This window comes from Oceanobacillus sp. HCA-5259, from assembly GCF_037892815.1.
Lineage (GTDB): Bacteria > Bacillota > Bacilli > Bacillales > Amphibacillaceae > Oceanobacillus > Oceanobacillus indicireducens.
The window spans coordinates 1-17,828 of sequence record NZ_JBBKBV010000014.1; the positions used below are offsets into that span (position 1 = coordinate 1).

Genomic DNA, 17,828 nt, shown 5'->3' on the forward strand with positions numbered 1-17,828 from the left:
AATGTGTCTATACCATCTTCCTTAATCGTAATAGACAGCCTATCTTTATGCTTCTTAAAGTAATTTAATAAATCATGCTTGTCTTTCCTTAAATTGCGTTTATTAATTGCTATTCCAGATATGATAAAAAGAATGAATAAAATTAGCAATACCACTAAAACAATAATAAAAGTTTTCATTTTCACCAACCTTTGAGCTACTTACTTACCCTTTTTTCCTGCCCCTGCCAAAAATGCAGGTAAGAAACTTTTCAGCTTCACCACTTATTCCCCCATTAAATGAATCATTACCACCTATTTCCAATAGTACTTTCCATTTTTCCCCTCTAATCGCCTGTATCTCACTTATCTAGATCACCCTTTTTTGAAATAGCTTTTACAATAAGAAAATGTGGATGAGTCATGAGATAATGATAAGCCTCTTCCTTCACTTTCTTCATCAATTCATCCGGCTTCGGTTCAATCAACTTTTCTAGATTGAAGTATTCAGTCGTTTCATTCACGATATCTTGCATAGACCGCCGATAAAAGATCACATCAATTGTAATATTTGGTTTATACCAGGTTTCTGATAGAAGTTGCTTTTTAAAGTAATCATCGCATTCGTACCGGGTAAAATCCATAAATGGATGATGAACAGAAAATAGCAAAGTTCCACCACTTTTTAAAATGCGATTGAATTCCTGGAAGGTGTTCGTCCACTCTTTTATGTAATGAAGCGTCAGTGAGCTTACGATAACATCAAAAGAATTATCATTAAACGGAAGAGGTTCTTCAAGATCATGACAGAGGAATGTTGCTTTATCCCCTATTCGATGCTGTGCTGCTTTTATCATGTTGGGGCTCAGGTCTATACCGGTAACTTCCGCTCCACCAGCCAAAAGTTGCGAAGAGTACCAGCCAGCTGAACAACCGGCATCCAGTACCTTTTTTCCTTTTAATTGGCAGGGCAATGCAGCCATCATGGCAGGGCGTTCATAATATACATTGTAAGGACTACCCCAGTCCGTATCGTGCTGATAAGCGTCGGCTAGTTTATTATAAATTTCTCTTATTGGATTACTCATTTAATTTCCCCCCTTCAGCAGGATAAATTTTTAATTTCTGCCAGGTTACCTGCCAATTCTTTTTCATAACACGTTCTTCATAGATTTTTACCCGTTGCTTATCATTTTTAAAATGGGGTGTAGGTTTTACCTCTAAATGAACAACATCTGTAATATCCCATGGGGCAGTTAATACTAGATTACCATTCCCGTCTAATTTCACCCTAAGAGCTGTTGCTGTTTCTGGAAACTTAGAAATAGCATCAACAGATGATGTATATGGCGGCATTTTACTATGTATATGCATTCTTGCTTGGTTCTTCACAGACCAGGGTATATTTGGCATAAGACGTCTAAGCTTTTCCTCATATATCTTCTCTTCCATTTCCGTACTATTTAAAGGATCGAAATAAATTACATCAATATCTGATAAGGGTGTTCGATCATTAAAATGATGTAAGGTATCCCATATTTTTGAACGAATAAAGCCAGCACAAATCCACCAATCCGGAAGATTCAGTGAACTCGTTAAACGTAATAACTCCATCATCCATTGATCTTCCCTTATCAAGGATATAATATCTTTTTTATCTTTCATGATAAAACTCCCCTATATGTTCTTTTCGTTAAAACAAACCTCAAGAATCTCTAAAATGAACAACTTTAATTTATGCTGCCAAATAATTGAAATGAATTATAATTCCTTCCCCATTATCACATAAGCTTGTTTCGAGTTACCTGGAAAAAAAGGTTCTTTAATACCCTTCCAGCCCAATGACTTATATAATGTGCGAGCAGGATGATTATCAACTTGTGTTGTTAAAATAGCTGTCTTATTTTCAACTGCTTCGACTAGTTTTGTAGCTAACAATCTTGCAAACCCCCGGTTTCTATAAGATGGATGAATTGCTAATTCAACAAATTCAAAACAATCTTTTAGCCACCGTTGATATTCCAGAGCATTTAATTCCTCAGCCAGCAAATTATGATAGAATTGTGTAGGCAATGAGGTGTATCCATACGAAAAACCTATCATACTTCCTTCATTTGACAAAATAGCAAGTCCTCTAAAACCGCTATAGGAGCTATGTTTTTGAATCCGTTCTTCTATGGAATGGTCATTATCTTTCCAAATCTCTTCGTAAAGTGTTGCTGCCTGCTGAAATTGTTCGTCATTGGTTAATCCCATTATTTTTACCATCCGAATTCCCCCCGAAGTATATTCGAGCAATATACCGCATTAATTATGATTTAATATTAACATAATTCTTCCAACATAATTGCACAAAAAAAGACAATCAACAAATGATTGCTTCCGATCCTTCACGCATATTCTCTTTTTTAAACAAAACACAATTCACTCCGGCAACATTACCTTATTAAATTGCTCCACAAACGCTGCATAATCAAGACTCACTGCAATCCTTGTCTTTCCTCTTTTACTCGTCGGCCGGTAATCAATATACGACATCCCCTTTACTTCATCACAGCGAGCGACATGCACATCGTAATATATGTAATCACAGAGGGAGGGATGATTAATAATCATGACGGTGAGCAGATCGTGCACTGGTGCACCTTGAATACCTGGCATCAACTTTTGATAAAAATCATAGTAATATTCAAAAACAGGGACAATCAGCGCAGCATAATATTGTTTCTCATTCTTAGATACAGCTTGAACCATTTCTTCTGTAATAACGGCAAATTGTGTTGCATTTAAAGGCGTGATTGTTAAATTGTGTGCAGACTTGACGACAAAATCAGAAGAATTCGGATCGCCATAGAAGTTAGCTTCAGCGAGCGCTGTTGCGTTCCCCGGCATAAAAAATGCCCCACCCATTACATAATAGGAATGAACCAATTTTGCATGTTCCGGGAATAAAATAAATGTTGTAGCAAGTGCTGTTGATCGCCCTGTATCAACAAGAATAAGTTCATTTTTATATTTTTCTATGATAAGCCTGATTGTATCAAATGGATACGTTTGATATTGCAACGGATGTGGCGGCTGGATTGGACCAATTCCTTTTCCATGAATTTCGGGATAAAATGCTAAATAATCATCCTCCATCGGTTGGGAAACTCCAGGAATAATCGGGATATCCGTTCTCCCAGCAAGTTGCATTAGATAGGCTGCATTAGCCGTTGCTTGCTCTTTCGGTACATTCCCGTAACTTGTTACAATACCGACAATTTCAATCTCGGGATCCATCATCATATACATAATTGCAAACGAATCATCTATTCCAGGATCACAAAATAGCAGAATTTTTTTCGCGATAAAAATCCCCCCCTATATATATGTATATCCCGGAATTTACAAATCATGTTAGGAACAGTATGAAAATTGTAGCCACCCCTATCGTTGTAAAATCGACTACATCATTCATTACAAGTTTTTGTATCCACTAATTGAAAAGAACATTTTTTACTAATTATTTTTTAATTCCCGGCGAATAAATAATAAAGAAAGGAATAAGTAAAGCGATAAAATAAATGTAGCACCAACTACGGTCCAATTAATTTCCCCGTTTCGGAGTATACTCACAATCATAATTCCTGTCAGAACACCTGCAACCAACAATAAATAAGACTTCCATACATGAACCATTTTATCCCCTACCAATCCATTCTACTTCAATGCATTTGATTTACAACGTTTCCTCATTATCTTGTTCACGGTATAATTCTTCACCCTCATTTTTCTAATTAGTTCTTCTAGTGAATCTCTCCACTATTCATTAATAATCATGTGAAGAAAACCACTCCATCAATTTTTTGTATGGATAATAATTTGTTCCGTTTAATTCAATCTTAGGGGCATTAGGATACTTTCTCAATAATTCTTCAATCTCATTTTTGTCTAGATTGGAGTAATATTCCAACTCGCTTTCTTTGATAAAGAAATGATAATGATGACCTTTCTCGGGATGCCCCATATTTTGTAGGCCTTTCCCTATAAAATATCCCATAAGGCTTAACCCGACAGCTAACAAAACTAACCCGATTCCTAGACCTGATATTTCTATTTCCATTTGATTCCCTCCATTTTTTTCATTCAACTATTCGTGTATTCATGGTTTCTTCTAATTTTATGGTAAAGAGTCATAACAATCCAAACTACAGTTGGAAATGCGACCCCTCCGATCACCATGGATGTTAGAATTTTAATTGTAGTGCCCGTACCTCTAACAAATAACAAAATAATGATCGTTATTGTTAAAAATAGAAATGGTGCTATTTTAACTAGCTGAACCAAGTTTCTTTTACCTTCTACCCTCCACTTGTTACCGAACGATTTAAGCAGAGTCCATGCTGCTGGAATTACAAATACAGTTAGAATAACAGCTAGTACTAAAAATATGGAATGTAAAATACCGGAACTTAGCAATGCTCCGCCCCAACTAAGTGCTGTAAGTATAAATAGTGAAGCTGCAAATTTTACCATCGAGCCACTTAAATGTTCATACTTATCAATCGTTGTATCCGGATCCGTATATATCGGTTTTGTACCAGGACGAGCTCGGAATAAATGAATATCTGCTGAAGAGTTAAAAAAGAAATCAAAGTATTCATCTTGTTCGTCAGCATGTAATGAGCGATAGTCTATCGTGTAAATGTAATCTTTGTTTTCTCCTTTTTCGAGCGTATAGCCCATAAAGCTAAAATCACTGACATGCCAGCCTTTTAGAGAATATCGACGTAATTTATCCATATCTTCCTACTCAGAGAAAGCTAGTCCACCTGATGTAATATATTTTGTTTTACTCATTTTTCACTCTCCCTTTAATCCACTTTCTGCTAATTCAATCATTTGTTTTCTCACTTGCAAATCTTCTTCCAGTACCTTTCTTCCATATTCGGTAAGCTCGTATGTTTTGCGCCTTGAATCTTCTCCGTCATACAAATAAATCCACTCTTGTTTTAATAACCTTTTAATAATCGTATACATGGATGCTGGACCTATTGTAATTACCCCATTTGTAGTTTCTTCAATTAAATTCATAATAGCGTAACCGTGTCTCGGTTTCGTTAAAGCAGCCATAATGTAAAACATCGTATCCGTTAATTGCTCTGTTTTTTTCAAGCAATCATCTCCTATATCTATTCATGATATATCATAAAGTGATACTTATATCAGAATTTAATATATCATAATGTAATATAGATGTCTATAGGAAATTAAAAAAGACAATCTTCTTGAGCGATTGTCTCTTTGATATGTTAATTCTTTTTGACATGATTCCTATTGTAATATTGGACTGGCAAGCCTAATCACAACTCTTTCTCAAGAATTATTTTCGCTTCCCCTACTTTATCCGTATAAGTGCCAATCACATCAAACCCACTTTTAATCCTTCAATTCTTGCAACGCCCCGACTGCCTCAGCCTTTGGCGTATCCTCGTCTGGATAATGAATATACATTAAATCAATATAATCTGTTTTTAATCGTTTCAAGCTCTTTTCAACTTCTTGCTTTAAAAAGTCGGGATTGTTATTATTTATCATTCCATCTTCAGTAAAAACTGGTGAAATCTTCGTTGCCAGTACAAGTTCAGAACGTTTTCCCGTTTCTTCCACTACTTCACCAATTAATTCTTCTGAACGGCCTTTCCCGTATAGATAAGCCGTGTCGATAAAGTCAATACCATGATCAATTGCATAACGGACTGCATTTTTCCCTGCTTCTTCATCTAAGTTCGGAAAAAGATTATGACCACCAATTTTGTTTGTCCCCATACCAACCGGATTTACAACTAGATCTGTTCTGCCAATTTGTACTTTGTTTGTCATTTTAGCACTCCTTCTATGGTATTTATGAATTTGAAAAAAACAATACTTTTCTAAAAATTCATTAGGAACATTATAATGCATGCCTTTTCGTGGAGCAATGATTATGTTTCGTTGATTAGTTGGGAAATGCTGTTGGTTTAGGGTGATGCTAAGGTGGATCAGTGACCGAAGAGGAGATGATCTACCAAGAAAAAAGCTTTCATTTAAGGATGGGAATATATTTTCACTAAATTTTCATATTTCTATATTATAATTGACGTATGAATATATATTAAAGGTAGGGGATAAATTTGAAGTTTAAAATGAATGAACATGGATTTGAGTCAAACTTTGAATTTGGCGAGCTAAAAATTTCGGGTCAGAGTGAATATGGGTATCGGCCGTTTCAATTAATGATCTCCTCCATCGCGGGGTGCAGTGGAGGTGTATTAAGAAATATACTCAAGAAAATGCGCTTACCATATGAGGATATTACGATTGAAGCGGAAGTAACACGAAATGAAGAAATAGCAAATCGGATTGAAAAGATTCACTTGATTTACACGATAAAAGCAGAGGATATTTCTCAGAAAAAAGCTGAAAAAGCGATAGAGCTTACACGCAAAAACTGTGCAATGCTACAATCTGTAGCTGGCAGCATTCAAGTAACAGAAGAATTGCGGCTAAAATCTCCACATGACTAACATCTAAACATAGAAAAGTTGTTTCATATATTGCACCCCGAATCATCCGATATGGGGTGCAATAACTTACTATGTATCTGTTAAAAATCCTTCGATGATAATGGCAGAAACAACTTTATCCCCCGGTCATTGAACGGAAGAAATTTACTATCTGTAACCAAATGGCTAATATATCCGGCAAGACATGTATAATGAACGCCTTGAATTGCTAATGATTCTTCCAGCTTCAATGTAATAAAACTAAAGAATATCACTCCAATTATCGAATGGGTATAACTTCGATGAGGAACAAAGGATGCGATGAGCATATAGATTCCAAAGAGAATCAACCAAATCTCCTGAAGTGAAGCACCTCCAGCAATGACTCCGACACTTGTTAGAGTCAGCATATGTTTTTGTTTTAATCGTGAAGAACTTGCCAGCATGGCAAGTCCTATCCCCATCCCGAGGTATTGCCGGTTATCTTCTCCTTCAAAAAAACTATAAATAATCATTAAGAGTCCAATAAATTGCGCGACGGACCGAACTAATTTATGGGACAATGTAATTTTCCCACGTAACTTCCCGTCAATGTCCAGGTCTGGAACTAAAGCAGATACGGTTCCTAAGCCGACTAACAGAAAAGTTACCGTTGGATCTGCTTGAACTATATTTGCTGCAGCGAAGCCTATTGCTCCGCCAACTGTTGCATGTGCTGTACCATTCATCTTGCTGCTCCTTTATCTGCGTTGTTATTTTTCTATGCATTCATTAATTTTACTACAGAACTCAAACTTTTTTTAGCCACTCTTCCCATCATTCATAATTTTTACTCCGGCCGGATATAATTCAATAATGGACATACTTCTTTTTACTCGTTCGATATTGAAATAGGATGTGGATACATGAAATCAAAACCCTTTCTTAAAACGATGCTGTTTTTTATCGTAATTCTAATTGTTGCAAGCCTCCCGTCAGTATTCCCGGAGGAACCCTTATTCTTAGAAGCATCTAAGGAGGAAAGTTCAATGACACGTACCGAAAGTAAACCATTGGAGGAAAAAATCAATGCCATTTTAGAAAATGAACAGCTTGAAGGAGCTGTCGTTGGAGTCACTGTGAAACATGCTGCAACTGGAGATCTCTTATTTTCCCATAATGGAAACATTCGTCTTCACCCGGCATCCAATATGAAATTACTTACTGGAGCTGCTGCCTTAGAAACACTTGGGGCTGATTACCGGTTCCAAACTGAAATTTTATCAGATGGAGAGCTGAAAGGGAACATATTACATGGTAATTTGTATATAAAAGGAAAAGGTGACCCGACATTATTAAAGTCTGATCTCGATCAATTTGCTAGGGAACTAAAAGCCCAAGGAATTGAAACCATTGATGGCGACCTTGTTGGCGATGATACGTGGTATGATAATATACGACTTTCCCAGGATTTAAACTGGTCGGATGAGCCGTTTCATACGGGCTCCCAAGTTTCTGCTCTAACCCTTTCACCTAATGAAGATTATGATGCGGGAACAGTGATTGTTGAGGTGATGTCTTCCAAAAATGCAGAAGGAAAAGCCCAAGTCAGGGTAATTCCCGAAACCGATTATGTCACAATTGTCAATCAGACAAAACTCGTGCAAGCAGGAGAGGCTCAAGAGATTTCCATTGAGCGGGAGCATGGGACGAATAACATAATCGTGGAAGGAACAATGCCTGTAGACGGAACAGTATCACGTTCTTGGGTCTCGGTGTGGGAACCAGCCGGGTATGTACTTACTGTATTCCGTGATGTTCTAGCTGAAGAGGGAATTCAATTTAACGATGAATCCCGTGATGTGACGGGAGCGACTCCCGAACAAGCCAAGATCATTACTAGTAAAAAATCCATTCCACTTTCCGAGTTACTCGTACCCTTTATGAAATTAAGTAACAATGGAATTGGGGAAACTTTAACGAAGGAAATGGGGAAGCAAATCCACGGGGCAGGGACTTGGGATAAAGGTCTTGAAGTAATGGAAGATGTCGTGACGGAACTTGGTGTGGAACGAGAATCCTTCCTCCTTCGTGATGGTTCGGGAATGTCACATAAGACACTGATTTCAGCAAATAATATCGCGCAAATTTTATATGAAATCCAGAATAAGAGCTGGTTTGACGCGTTTGAGGACTCCCTGCCTGTTGCTGGAGAAGAAGATAGACTTGTGGGTGGGACATTACGTAATCGTTTGACTACAGAACCCGCCAAAGGAAATGTAAAAGCAAAAACAGGCTTGATCACGGGAGTGTCTACATTATCTGGCTATGTGACGAGTCTAGACGGAGAAAAACTTATTTTTTCCATTCTGATTAATAATCATTTAGGTCCTAGTGAAGCGATGCAGGAAATTGAGAATGAAATTGTAACGATGCTAGCAGGACATGAATTTGTAGAATGATAGTTGGACGTGCGCTAATTTGCATGTCCTTTTCCTTTTTTAGATGCTTTATAATCGACCTAAACGTTAGGTATTGGATTCTTTTAGGTGGTTAGACCATCTTTTAATTGTACGAGCATGACGGAATTAATTAGGCACCTTCTATGTACATGAAATTAACGGAATCCAATTCGTTCAGGCAATTAGATGAATTCTAATTACACGAAATTAACGGAATCGGAATCGTTCATCCGATTAGGCGCCTTCTATGTATACGAAATTAACGAATTCGGAGTCGTTCACGCAATTAGGCGCCTTCTAAATACACGAAATTAACGGAACCGGAATCGTTCATCCGATTAGGCGCCTTCTAAATACACGAAATTAACGGAACCGGAGTCGTTCATCCGATTAGGCGCCTTCTATGTACACGAAATTAACGAATTCGGAGTCGTTCAGGCGAAGACACCTTTTTTTGCAAAGAATGCCATCTCAAGTAGTTTGGATTTCTACAGTACTCATTTATTTAAGGTTTTTTTAGTATTAAATCTATAGCAATTTCAGAATTACTCTCGATTTTCCAAACAAATTAGCCTTTCCCCCTTGCCCCCTCCGTTACGATACATGATAACTTATAATTAACAATAAAGCGGAACTCATTCAGTGGGGGATTACAGACCCTTAATATCTGATAAAATGGAGGGATTTTTTATGAATCATGAAGCACCTAGGTTTCAATCAGTGAGTTCAGCAAACAGGCCAGAATAACCGTACGCACCTTACGTTTTTATGAAGAGTTAGGTTTACTCGTACCAACTGAAAGAAATGAATCAGGCCACAGACTTTACGGATTAAATGAACTTGCGAAGCTGCAACAAATTCAATCACTAAAGTTTTTGGGCTATCCATTACAAGAGATCAAAGATTTCATAAAAGATGAAATGGATTGTGCTGTGCAGCTCGAGAAATCATTACCTTTGCAGCATAAACTTTTAACCGAAAAGCGGGATGAATTAAATCAGGCAATCGAAGCTGTCGAGCGAGTACAAAACTTACTCAAGGCAGGAAAATCAATCAATTGGACAGTGTTAAGTTCTTTACTTTTTCAAATGGAACATGAGGAAGATCTGAAGGAATGGGCGAAAGAGTATCTCCCGGAATCGGTTGCTAAAGAATACTTTTCCCTGCCAAAAGAATACCAGCAACTACTGGACGTGGAAATGCTTGATTGGCTAGCTAAGTTAGAAAAATTGATGCAAGATAATGTCCCTGCAAATTCACCAGAAGCTTTTGAATTACTAATGGGACTAACCGAACTGGCAACAAGACATGTTGAGGATAAAGAAGCCTTTGCGATGGAACTGGAAAAGGCACAGGAGTTAATGGATCAGGAGACAATGGATTTTCAGTTCCCTACCATGCTTACCTCTGAACAAGAATCCTATTTAATGAAAATTGGCGAGGAAATGGAGGCATTGTATAAGGAAAATGAGGAATAAATGAATATCATAGAGTTAGGGATAAACGTATTTCCATTTCGCCAAATAGGTACATCCAGTTGCCACATTTTATTGAACATGATACTTTAATAGTAGTATAATATTTTCCAATAACTTCGGGGCAAGGTGAAACTCCTTACCGGCGGTGTTCAAGTGTTATGCTTGTAAGTCCGTGACCCGTACTCTTTAGGAGACGGTGGAGCTGGTGTAATTCCAGCACCGACAGTTACAGTCTGGATGGGAGAAGTTGTTGCGAAAATTTATGCGATGCCGATTCTAGTATTCTCTCTTTTAAAACAGAAAGGAGCTGCAGAGAGTAAATTAATATAGAGAAATAGCTTCAATCGCGCATTTTAATTGATACGGTTACAACAGAAGCCTTACTCCTAATGGCATATGCAAGAACAAACGGAATTCTTTTATGCATCCTCGCATATTTCCGTATTTCTTAAATGTATGCATGTTTATAAAAACCGTACTCCAATCAAACTCTTTCCTTACCACCCAAACGCCCCGCGGTGGAAAGAATTCAAATACATTATTTTACAAAAACAGAAGATTACACGTGATCTCTAGAAGGAGGTTTTATTTCATTGTTCACTGGAATTGTGGAAGAAATTGGAACAATCCAATCCATTAAACGAAATCCCAATTCATTACAATTTAAAATCGCATGTACGACAGTTCTGTCCGATGTGAATCTCGGGGACAGTATCTCGGTGAACGGTGTCTGTCTAACTGTCCATGAACATGGACCAGGCTTTTTCACGGCTGACGTTATGCCCGAAACGGTTAAAGCGACAACGCTCCATATGTTACAGATCGGGAGCCCTGTTAATTTAGAGCGGGCAATGGCAGCGAATGGTCGATTTGGCGGTCATTTTGTCAGTGGCCATGTCGATGGGACTGGAGAAATCATTTCTGTTCGCCGTCATGAAAATGCGAAATACATGGAAATCAAGACAGATCAACAATTGCTGAAATATTCTATTGATAAAGGATCTGTCACGGTCGATGGCACTTCACTAACGATATTTGAAATTACAGGTAATGGATTTGTCATTTCCCTAATCCCTGTCACGCAAGCAGACTCGATTATTGGCGAGAAACAGCTTGGTGATTTCGTGAATATCGAATGTGACATGCTCGCGAAGTATATGGAGAATTTACTTTCTAAAAGATCAGAACAACCAGCAACAAATGGAATTACGAAGGCAACCCTAGCTGAAAGTGGATTTTTAAATGGATGAGGTGAATAAATTGTACGCAACCGTAGAGCAAGCAATCGAGGAGTTAAAAGAAGGGAAAGCAATTATTGTAGTAGATGATGAGGACAGGGAAAATGAAGGCGATTTTCTCGCATTAGGAAAATTTGCAACACCAAAAATGATTAACTTTATGGCAAACGAAGGAAAAGGGTTGATTTGCGTTCCTATTGAAGAAGAAAAAGCAAAGCAGCTTTCCTTAACCCTAATGGCGCCGGAGAATACGGACCCTTACCGGACTGCATTCACCGTGTCGATTGACCATGTTTCAACACATACCGGGATCTCAGCTTTTGAGCGTTCAACAACAATCTTAAATATGTTGGATCCTGAAGCCAAAGCTAGTGATTTTAATAAACCTGGGCATATTTTTCCGCTGATTGCAAAGAGTGGCGGTGTTGTGGAACGACCTGGTCATACCGAAGCTGCAGTTGATCTAGCTAAGCTTGCTGGTGCAGAACCAGTTGGGGTAATTTGCGAGATTATGAGCCCAGATGGAACAATGGCGCGCGGTGCGGAACTGAAAAAAGTTGCAGAGCACTTTAATTTAGTTATTTTGACAATTAAGGATTTAGTAGAATACCGCAAATCGAGCAAGGTTCTTTTATCACGGTGAAATCGTTCGTAAAGCTCCGTCTCAAAATAGAGAGAGTAATCAAATCTATCTAGTCGGGGGATAACAGACACTAACACACTGATTCACGAAAGCGAATTCAGTGGGGGAGGAGCAGTCGACTAAAAACGCGATTCGTTTCGCAACGTCGACACTAACATGTTCTGTGCGTCGAAACTTCTACTGAATGAAGTTTCGTTTGATAATAAATAGGAAAAACATTGAAGGAGAAGAAAAATGAGTAATATTTTCGAAGGTCATTTAGTAGGAACCGATTTAAAAATCGGGATTGTCGTTGGAAGGTTTAATGATTTTATTACCGGTAAGCTACTCGCAGGAGCTGAAGATGCCTTACGCAGACACGGTGTAAATGAAGATGATATTGATGTTGCGTGGGTGCCAGGAGCTTTTGAAATTCCAATCGTCGCAAAAAAGTTAGCAACATCTAAAAAATATGATGCAGTTATTACACTTGGTACAGTAATCCGCGGCTCTACCCCACATTTTGATTATGTATGTAGTGAAGTTTCTAAAGGTGTGGCTGCGATTAATATGCAAGATGGTATTCCTGTTATTTTCGGTGTCATAACGACCGATACAATTGAACAGGCCATTGAGCGGGCTGGAACGAAAGCCGGAAATAAAGGTTGGGATGCTGCAACAGCAGCTATTGAGATGGCGAATTTGATGAAGCAGATTTCATAACAGCTTGCATGAAGAACTCTCCAATTTTTGATTTGGAGGGTTCTTTAATTTTATAACGCGATTTATTGAATGTCAGCCCTCCCTGAATGTTGGTCTAATTCGTACATTTTTTATTTCACAGTTGACTTTACCCTCCTCTCTGATGTAAGATATAAATTACAAAAGAAATCTATATCTTACATTTCGTAAGTAGGGTGACAAATGAAAAACAACGTAAAAATTACTCGAATTAAAAATTCCATGACACAAGAGCAGCTAGCGCGCCAGGTTGGTGTCACCAGGCAAACAATTGGGCTCATTGAAAAAGGGGAATATAATCCTAGTCTCCAGCTCTGTATTAATTTAGCAAAGTCACTTAACAAAACATTGGACGAATTATTCTGGGAGGTCGATACGCAATGAAATCTTGGATATCCTTTCTATTACCGGATGATGAATATAAGGAAAAAAAGATGCTTTACTTTTTCACGGAAGGAGCAATTATCCTTTTTCTTTCCCTTATTGTAATGATGATCTGCAACAAGTTTTTTAATCTGGACACGGAAACTGTCTTATTGGCAGCCATTGCCATCTTCCTCTTTTATGTAACAGGAAGATATATACTAGCCGGGATGGAATATACAGATATTGCCACAAAACATGCGTACAAAAAAGAGTTAAGAGTGATATGCATTAGAACAATTGGATTTGTTATTATTTTTATGGCACTGTATTTGATTTTCATTAATATACCTTCGAGTCTCAACAATTGGGTTGAAATTTTAGGCTTATTGATAAGTGTCAGTGTAGTATCGTTTTTATCGAGTTATATTTCCTTAAAGCGTTCCTATAAGAAAAATAAGGAACTGTTATAATCCTACAAAAACGCACTTTCTTCAGTCTGTTAAGACGAAAAAAGTGCGTTTTAAAATCCCTTATTATTAACTCAAAATTAGAACGTTCCAAAAAACTTCATTTTTTCTCTAATTCACTTACTCTTCTTTCAAGGTTTTCAATTTTCTTTAGCAGGTCTGATACATCAATATACTTCGTTTGAGAATGTGCTTCAGTTGTAGAACTTGTCATCATCATTTTTCCCCAATAGTAAAGGAAGCCTTTAATCTTTCACCAGTTAGTACATACAATAGTTCCTCAACTTGCTCCTTATATCGATTCTCCAACCAATCCCTTTGAAACTCATTAGCTGTTTCTATCATTAAGAGATTGTCCTTCATTTCAACGGCTTTTGTATTCTTAAACCATGTATCATAGCTTGCCTTTTGAATTCTTTTTTGAATCCTTTCTAAAACCTCTGACCATAATTGTTCAACATCCATTATGTATTAACCTCCAAATCATTTAGGGTAGCAAAATAAGTCTTGAAAAAAGGCCAGATAGCTTATCTGACCTTCAACATCATTCACCAAAATCCAATAAGGTGACAAGCCCCTTATTTCGTCGGCAATTCTTCAATACTATCAATATCCATATACGCCGGGACGACAAATCCTTGCTGGGCACCTTCTAAATTTGGTCCGAGGTCAACAATGTCATCTTTATATTGTTCGGCATAAGTAGCAGCCCCTACTGGAAGCCAAGCGATAAGCATGCCATCGATTTCTCCCTCTGAAAGACTTTCGAATGCGATACCCATATCAAGTGGAGTCAATTCGACCGTGTAACCTAATTCTTCAAGCATTAAAGCAACAACATTCGTTGATGATAGTTCCGTATCCCAATTCACATAGCCTAATTCAATAGTCTCTCCATCAACTGGCTCTATTCCTTCCGTCCAAACTTCGACTTTGTCCCGGTTATCTGCAATCCATTCTTCCGCTGCCTCGCGTGGCTCTACTTCATCGCTTTGACCAAACTTGGACATTACTTCATTCATGTCTTCTACTTCCCAGTAAAAGTTATCTAGGAGCTTGAAAGCTGCTGGCTGCTCCTCCTCAAGACCGTGTCTTACCATTGTATGAATATTTTCCGATTCACCTAAAGTACCTTGTGGATCCTCTAAGAATTTCAAATCATATTCACTGAACATCCAATGCGGCTCCCAAAGTGTAACAACAATCGGTTCTTCATTCGCAATTGCACCTTGAAGTTCCGTTAACATCGCTGGTTCTGAACTCGGCAGCAATTCTAGATCCAAATTGTACGCTTCTACCGTTTCCGCTGCTATATTCATTGTTCCAGAACCGGGATCAATCCCGACAATTTCTGTCAGTTCAGATGCATCGTTTTCCTCTTTTTCCCCGGAAGCAGAGTCACTATCATCAGATCCTCCCTGACAAGCTACTAATAAAAGTAAAGTAAGTATGCTTATAAAAATAATACTTTTCTTTCCTATCCATTTCATCGTTTCGGCAAGCCCTCTCTCTTTTTAGATTTATTTCATTTAACAAGGCGATAGTATACTAGATTATCTTTTACCGCAAAGTGCTTATATCGTGATTTTCCGCCATATTAATGAATCCGTAAAGTTCAGTGGGCTTATGGTCGAAAATCTTGCAAATCCCTTCTATATTTGAATTATTAGACATCATTTCTTTTACATCCGATTACCCATTTACCTCAATATGTTTAATAATTCTAGCTGGATTACCTCCGACTACAACATTATCTGGCACATCTCTCGTCACTACTGCTCCTGAAGCCACAACAACATTATGACCAATCGTTACACCCGGATTTACTATTGCACTACCACCAATCCAGACATTATTTCCAATCTTAATCGGTTTCGCATATTCTATACCCGAATTGCGTTTTACCGGATCAAGTGGGTGTGTCGCTGTATAAAGTTGCACACCCGGCCCGAGCATACAATGATCACCAATTCTCACTTCACATACATCCAAAATTGTACAATCAAAGTTCGCATAGAAATTTTCACCTACATGGGTGTTATATCCGTAGTCAAACCGTATATTCGGTTCCATATATATATTTTCCCCTGTAGAGCCAAGTAATTCCTTTAAAATTTCAACTCGTTTTTCCTCATCCGTTTCTAAAGTTTGATTATATTTTCTAACCCTTCGCCTTGCTTCCTTCCGCTCTTTTACTAACAATGGATCTTCAGGATTGTATATTTCTCCAGCTATCATTTTCTCTTTTTCTGTTTTCATTCGATCATTTCCTTTTTTGTATAGTCTCTGTTCCATTATTTCATTTCCACGATTTTTAAAAAATCGTGGACGTTTTTTCACATAAAAACATACATCAGTATCGGCGCGCTACTTCATATCTCATTTACAATTAATCTCCTGTTATTGAGCACTAATTTTTATTCATCTGCCTTATCTTTTCTCGCAACTGTAAAAAATACTGTAAAACCAATCAGAGTCGTTGTAAACATAATCGTTCCCATTGGAACTGCCGACGCTTCATTAATACCCGCAAGCGGGGAACAAAGAGATCCGAGAAGTAACGGCAGCATACCAAGAACAGCGCTCGCACTTCCCGCACGATGTCCTTGTTTCGCCATCCCTAATGTGAATGTACTTGTCGTAATCATTCCCATTGTAATCATATAAACAAAAATCAAAATGACAATGGCAGCTAAAGGACCTTCAATAATCGTCATGACGAGCAATAATGATGTTGCAGAAAGCGCAACGATGACTGCAGTCTGGAGCATCTTTTTCACGGGAATAATCCCGCTAAAGCGTCCGATAAGAAAGCTCCCCGTAATGATTGCCAATCCATTGATTCCAAATAGCACACTAAATACTTGTGGAGAGACCCCATAAATTCCCTGGTAGACAAATGGAGTCCCCGACACATAAGCAAAACTCCCACCATGGATAAATCCAACAACTAAAGCATAACCGATAAACGAGCGATCCGTAAATAAACTCCCCATCGTTTTTAACGAGGCACCTACTGAGCTTGGGATTCGATTTTCAGGCGGCAAGGTTTCTCTAAGGTTGAAAGCCACAATTACAACCATGATAAGGCCAATTAAAGCTAAAGAATAAAAAATACTCTTCCAATTTGTTGACTCAAACGATAAAATAAAGCCGCCAATCATTGGAGCCATCATCGGAGCAACAGCGTTTATCACCATTAGCAATGAAAAGAACTTTGTAAGCTCTGGGCCACTGAATACATCGCGCACAACGGCACGCGAAAGAACAACACCCGCTGAAGCAGTGAGCCCTTGTATAAATCGAGCACTAATCAATATTATTATATTCGGCGCGAGCGCACAGAGAAGCGAAGCGAAAGCAAACAGCGCTGTAGCAATTAGTAAAGGCTTCCGTCTCCCTTGGGCATCACTAATCGGGCCAACAACTAATTGACCGACAGCAAGCCCTAATAAACATGCAGTTAAACTTGCTTGTACAAGCGAAGCACTTGTATTGAAATCCGCAGCAATCCCAGGAAAACTCGGCAAATACATATCAATGTTAAGCGGTCCTAAAAACGCTAGCATTCCTAGCAGCAAAGCTAAGCCCAACCGGGTTGCGCCGGTCGGGTTATGTTGTATCGTTAATTCTTTTTGTAAATTCATTTACTCATTCCTTTTAGCAAATACTATTAAATGGTCCTTCCTTTGCAAAGTATTGATCGATTATCTTTAACACCCCATTTTGATTATTCGCTGGGGCAATATAATCGGCGAGCTGCTTCACATCTTCACTTCCATTTTCCATACCAAATTCATATGTAACATGTTTTAGCATCTCAATGTCTTTTTTAAACATATACAAAATAAGCGGAATAATCGTACCAGTAAGTATCCCAATCATAAGTCCAGCTATTAACATCCTGATAATATGCACAGCAAAGACAGTTCTTTAGATGTTAAACACTTAGAACTGTCTTTGTTTACTC

The 17,828-nt window shown here is 38.1% G+C and carries 21 protein-coding genes, 2 pseudogenes and 1 riboswitch; of the genes and pseudogenes, 8 read left to right on the forward strand and 15 right to left on the reverse strand.

All coding sequences use genetic code 11. The features are described 5' to 3' along the window. Positions 1-340: 340 nt before the first annotated feature. The 9 genes and pseudogenes from WKU33_RS09630 to WKU33_RS09670 all read right to left on the reverse strand — a co-directional run. Positions 341-1,066 carry a class I SAM-dependent methyltransferase gene (locus WKU33_RS09630; protein ID WP_188856415.1) on the reverse strand — a complete coding sequence of 242 codons (726 nt, stop codon included), beginning with the start codon at positions 1,064-1,066 and terminating at the stop codon, positions 341-343. Then, on the reverse strand, positions 1,059-1,643 hold the full coding sequence (locus tag WKU33_RS09635; protein ID WP_340454309.1) for a nucleotidyltransferase family protein: 585 nt from the start codon (positions 1,641-1,643) through the stop codon (positions 1,059-1,061). Before WKU33_RS09635 ends, WKU33_RS09630 begins: the two co-directional genes overlap by 8 nt. A 96-nt stretch (positions 1,644-1,739) precedes the next feature. Continuing rightward, complete coding sequence (locus WKU33_RS09640) at positions 1,740-2,246, reverse strand: GNAT family N-acetyltransferase (protein ID WP_336252913.1); 507 nt, start codon at positions 2,244-2,246, stop codon at positions 1,740-1,742. A 156-nt stretch (positions 2,247-2,402) separates the two neighbouring features. Next, the gene (locus WKU33_RS09645) at positions 2,403-3,335 is read right to left on the reverse strand and encodes a nucleoside hydrolase (protein WP_336252932.1); all 933 of its coding nucleotides are present in this window, start codon (positions 3,333-3,335) and stop codon (positions 2,403-2,405) included. A 144-nt stretch (positions 3,336-3,479) separates the two neighbouring features. Continuing rightward, positions 3,480-3,659: a hypothetical protein gene (locus WKU33_RS09650; RefSeq protein ID WP_336252914.1), complete on the reverse strand. Its 180-nt coding sequence runs from the start codon at positions 3,657-3,659 to the stop codon at positions 3,480-3,482. A 130-nt stretch (positions 3,660-3,789) separates the two neighbouring features. Beyond that, positions 3,790-4,083, reverse strand: a complete 294-nt coding sequence (locus WKU33_RS09655) for a DNA-binding protein (RefSeq protein WP_156856674.1) — start codon at positions 4,081-4,083, stop codon at positions 3,790-3,792. Positions 4,084-4,106: 23 nt separating this feature from the next. Further along, complete coding sequence (locus tag WKU33_RS09660; RefSeq protein WP_336252915.1) at positions 4,107-4,763, reverse strand: DUF2812 domain-containing protein; 657 nt, start codon at positions 4,761-4,763, stop codon at positions 4,107-4,109. A 60-nt stretch (positions 4,764-4,823) separates the two neighbouring features. Further along, positions 4,824-5,135: a PadR family transcriptional regulator gene (locus tag WKU33_RS09665; RefSeq protein WP_156856676.1), complete on the reverse strand. Its 312-nt coding sequence runs from the start codon at positions 5,133-5,135 to the stop codon at positions 4,824-4,826. A 267-nt stretch (positions 5,136-5,402) separates the two neighbouring features. Beyond that, positions 5,403-5,843: pseudogene (locus tag WKU33_RS09670) on the reverse strand (aldo/keto reductase); the annotation flags it as partial. Positions 5,844-6,133: 290 nt separating this feature from the next. On the opposite strand from WKU33_RS09670, the gene WKU33_RS09675 reads away from it, so the two are divergent. Beyond that, complete coding sequence (locus WKU33_RS09675; RefSeq protein WP_156857820.1) at positions 6,134-6,526, forward strand: OsmC family protein; 393 nt, start codon at positions 6,134-6,136, stop codon at positions 6,524-6,526. Between the two features lie 80 nt (positions 6,527-6,606). On the opposite strand, the gene WKU33_RS09680 is transcribed toward WKU33_RS09675, so the two are convergent. Then, positions 6,607-7,233: a metal-dependent hydrolase gene (locus tag WKU33_RS09680; RefSeq protein WP_336252916.1), complete on the reverse strand. Its 627-nt coding sequence runs from the start codon at positions 7,231-7,233 to the stop codon at positions 6,607-6,609. A gap of 300 nt (positions 7,234-7,533) precedes the next feature. Here WKU33_RS09680 and dacB point away from each other — a divergent pair, with 300 nt between their 5' ends. The 7 genes and pseudogenes from dacB to WKU33_RS09715 all read left to right on the forward strand — a co-directional run bounded on the left by dacB (position 7,534) and on the right by WKU33_RS09715 (position 13,861). Continuing rightward, positions 7,534-8,946, forward strand: coding sequence for a D-alanyl-D-alanine carboxypeptidase/D-alanyl-D-alanine endopeptidase (dacB, locus tag WKU33_RS09685; RefSeq protein ID WP_336252917.1), 1,413 nt, complete (start codon positions 7,534-7,536; stop codon positions 8,944-8,946). 716 nt (positions 8,947-9,662) lie between these two features. Beyond that, on the forward strand, positions 9,663-10,424 hold the full coding sequence (locus WKU33_RS09690) for a MerR family transcriptional regulator (RefSeq protein WP_336252933.1): 762 nt from the start codon (positions 9,663-9,665) through the stop codon (positions 10,422-10,424). A 108-nt stretch (positions 10,425-10,532) separates the two neighbouring features. Then, a riboswitch (FMN riboswitch) is annotated at positions 10,533-10,677 on the forward strand. Positions 10,678-11,017: 340 nt separating this feature from the next. Further along, entirely contained in the window at positions 11,018-11,674 is a 657-nt protein-coding gene (gene ribE / locus WKU33_RS09695; RefSeq protein WP_336252918.1) for a riboflavin synthase, read from the forward strand. A gap of 10 nt (positions 11,675-11,684) precedes the next feature. Beyond that, positions 11,685-12,302, forward strand: a pseudogene (ribB, locus tag WKU33_RS09700) (3,4-dihydroxy-2-butanone-4-phosphate synthase); the annotation flags it as partial. A gap of 237 nt (positions 12,303-12,539) precedes the next feature. Next, a complete protein-coding gene (ribH, locus tag WKU33_RS09705; protein WP_156857825.1) occupies positions 12,540-13,007 on the forward strand; it encodes a 6,7-dimethyl-8-ribityllumazine synthase in 468 nt (155 codons plus the stop codon). 201 nt (positions 13,008-13,208) lie between these two features. After that, positions 13,209-13,409: a helix-turn-helix transcriptional regulator gene (locus tag WKU33_RS09710; RefSeq protein ID WP_156857826.1), complete on the forward strand. Its 201-nt coding sequence runs from the start codon at positions 13,209-13,211 to the stop codon at positions 13,407-13,409. Next, entirely contained in the window at positions 13,406-13,861 is a 456-nt protein-coding gene (locus tag WKU33_RS09715; RefSeq protein ID WP_156857827.1) for a DUF3278 domain-containing protein, read from the forward strand. Before WKU33_RS09710 ends, WKU33_RS09715 begins: the two co-directional genes overlap by 4 nt. A gap of 213 nt (positions 13,862-14,074) precedes the next feature. Here the strand turns inward: WKU33_RS09715 and WKU33_RS09720 are convergent, their stop codons facing one another. The 5 genes from WKU33_RS09720 to WKU33_RS09740 all read right to left on the reverse strand — a co-directional run bounded on the left by WKU33_RS09720 (position 14,075) and on the right by WKU33_RS09740 (position 17,761). Further along, positions 14,075-14,323: a DnaA N-terminal domain-containing protein gene (locus WKU33_RS09720; protein WP_336252920.1), complete on the reverse strand. Its 249-nt coding sequence runs from the start codon at positions 14,321-14,323 to the stop codon at positions 14,075-14,077. 113 nt (positions 14,324-14,436) lie between these two features. Continuing rightward, positions 14,437-15,348, reverse strand: a complete 912-nt coding sequence (locus WKU33_RS09725) for a glycine betaine ABC transporter substrate-binding protein (protein ID WP_156857829.1) — start codon at positions 15,346-15,348, stop codon at positions 14,437-14,439. Between the two features lie 202 nt (positions 15,349-15,550). Next, positions 15,551-16,117 carry a sugar O-acetyltransferase gene (locus WKU33_RS09730; protein ID WP_188856424.1) on the reverse strand — a complete coding sequence of 189 codons (567 nt, stop codon included), beginning with the start codon at positions 16,115-16,117 and terminating at the stop codon, positions 15,551-15,553. A gap of 158 nt (positions 16,118-16,275) precedes the next feature. After that, entirely contained in the window at positions 16,276-17,481 is a 1,206-nt protein-coding gene (locus WKU33_RS09735; protein WP_336252934.1) for a Bcr/CflA family efflux MFS transporter, read from the reverse strand. 37 nt (positions 17,482-17,518) lie between these two features. Then, positions 17,519-17,761, reverse strand: a complete 243-nt coding sequence (locus WKU33_RS09740) for an HAD hydrolase family protein (protein WP_156857831.1) — start codon at positions 17,759-17,761, stop codon at positions 17,519-17,521. Positions 17,762-17,828 lie beyond the last annotated feature (67 nt).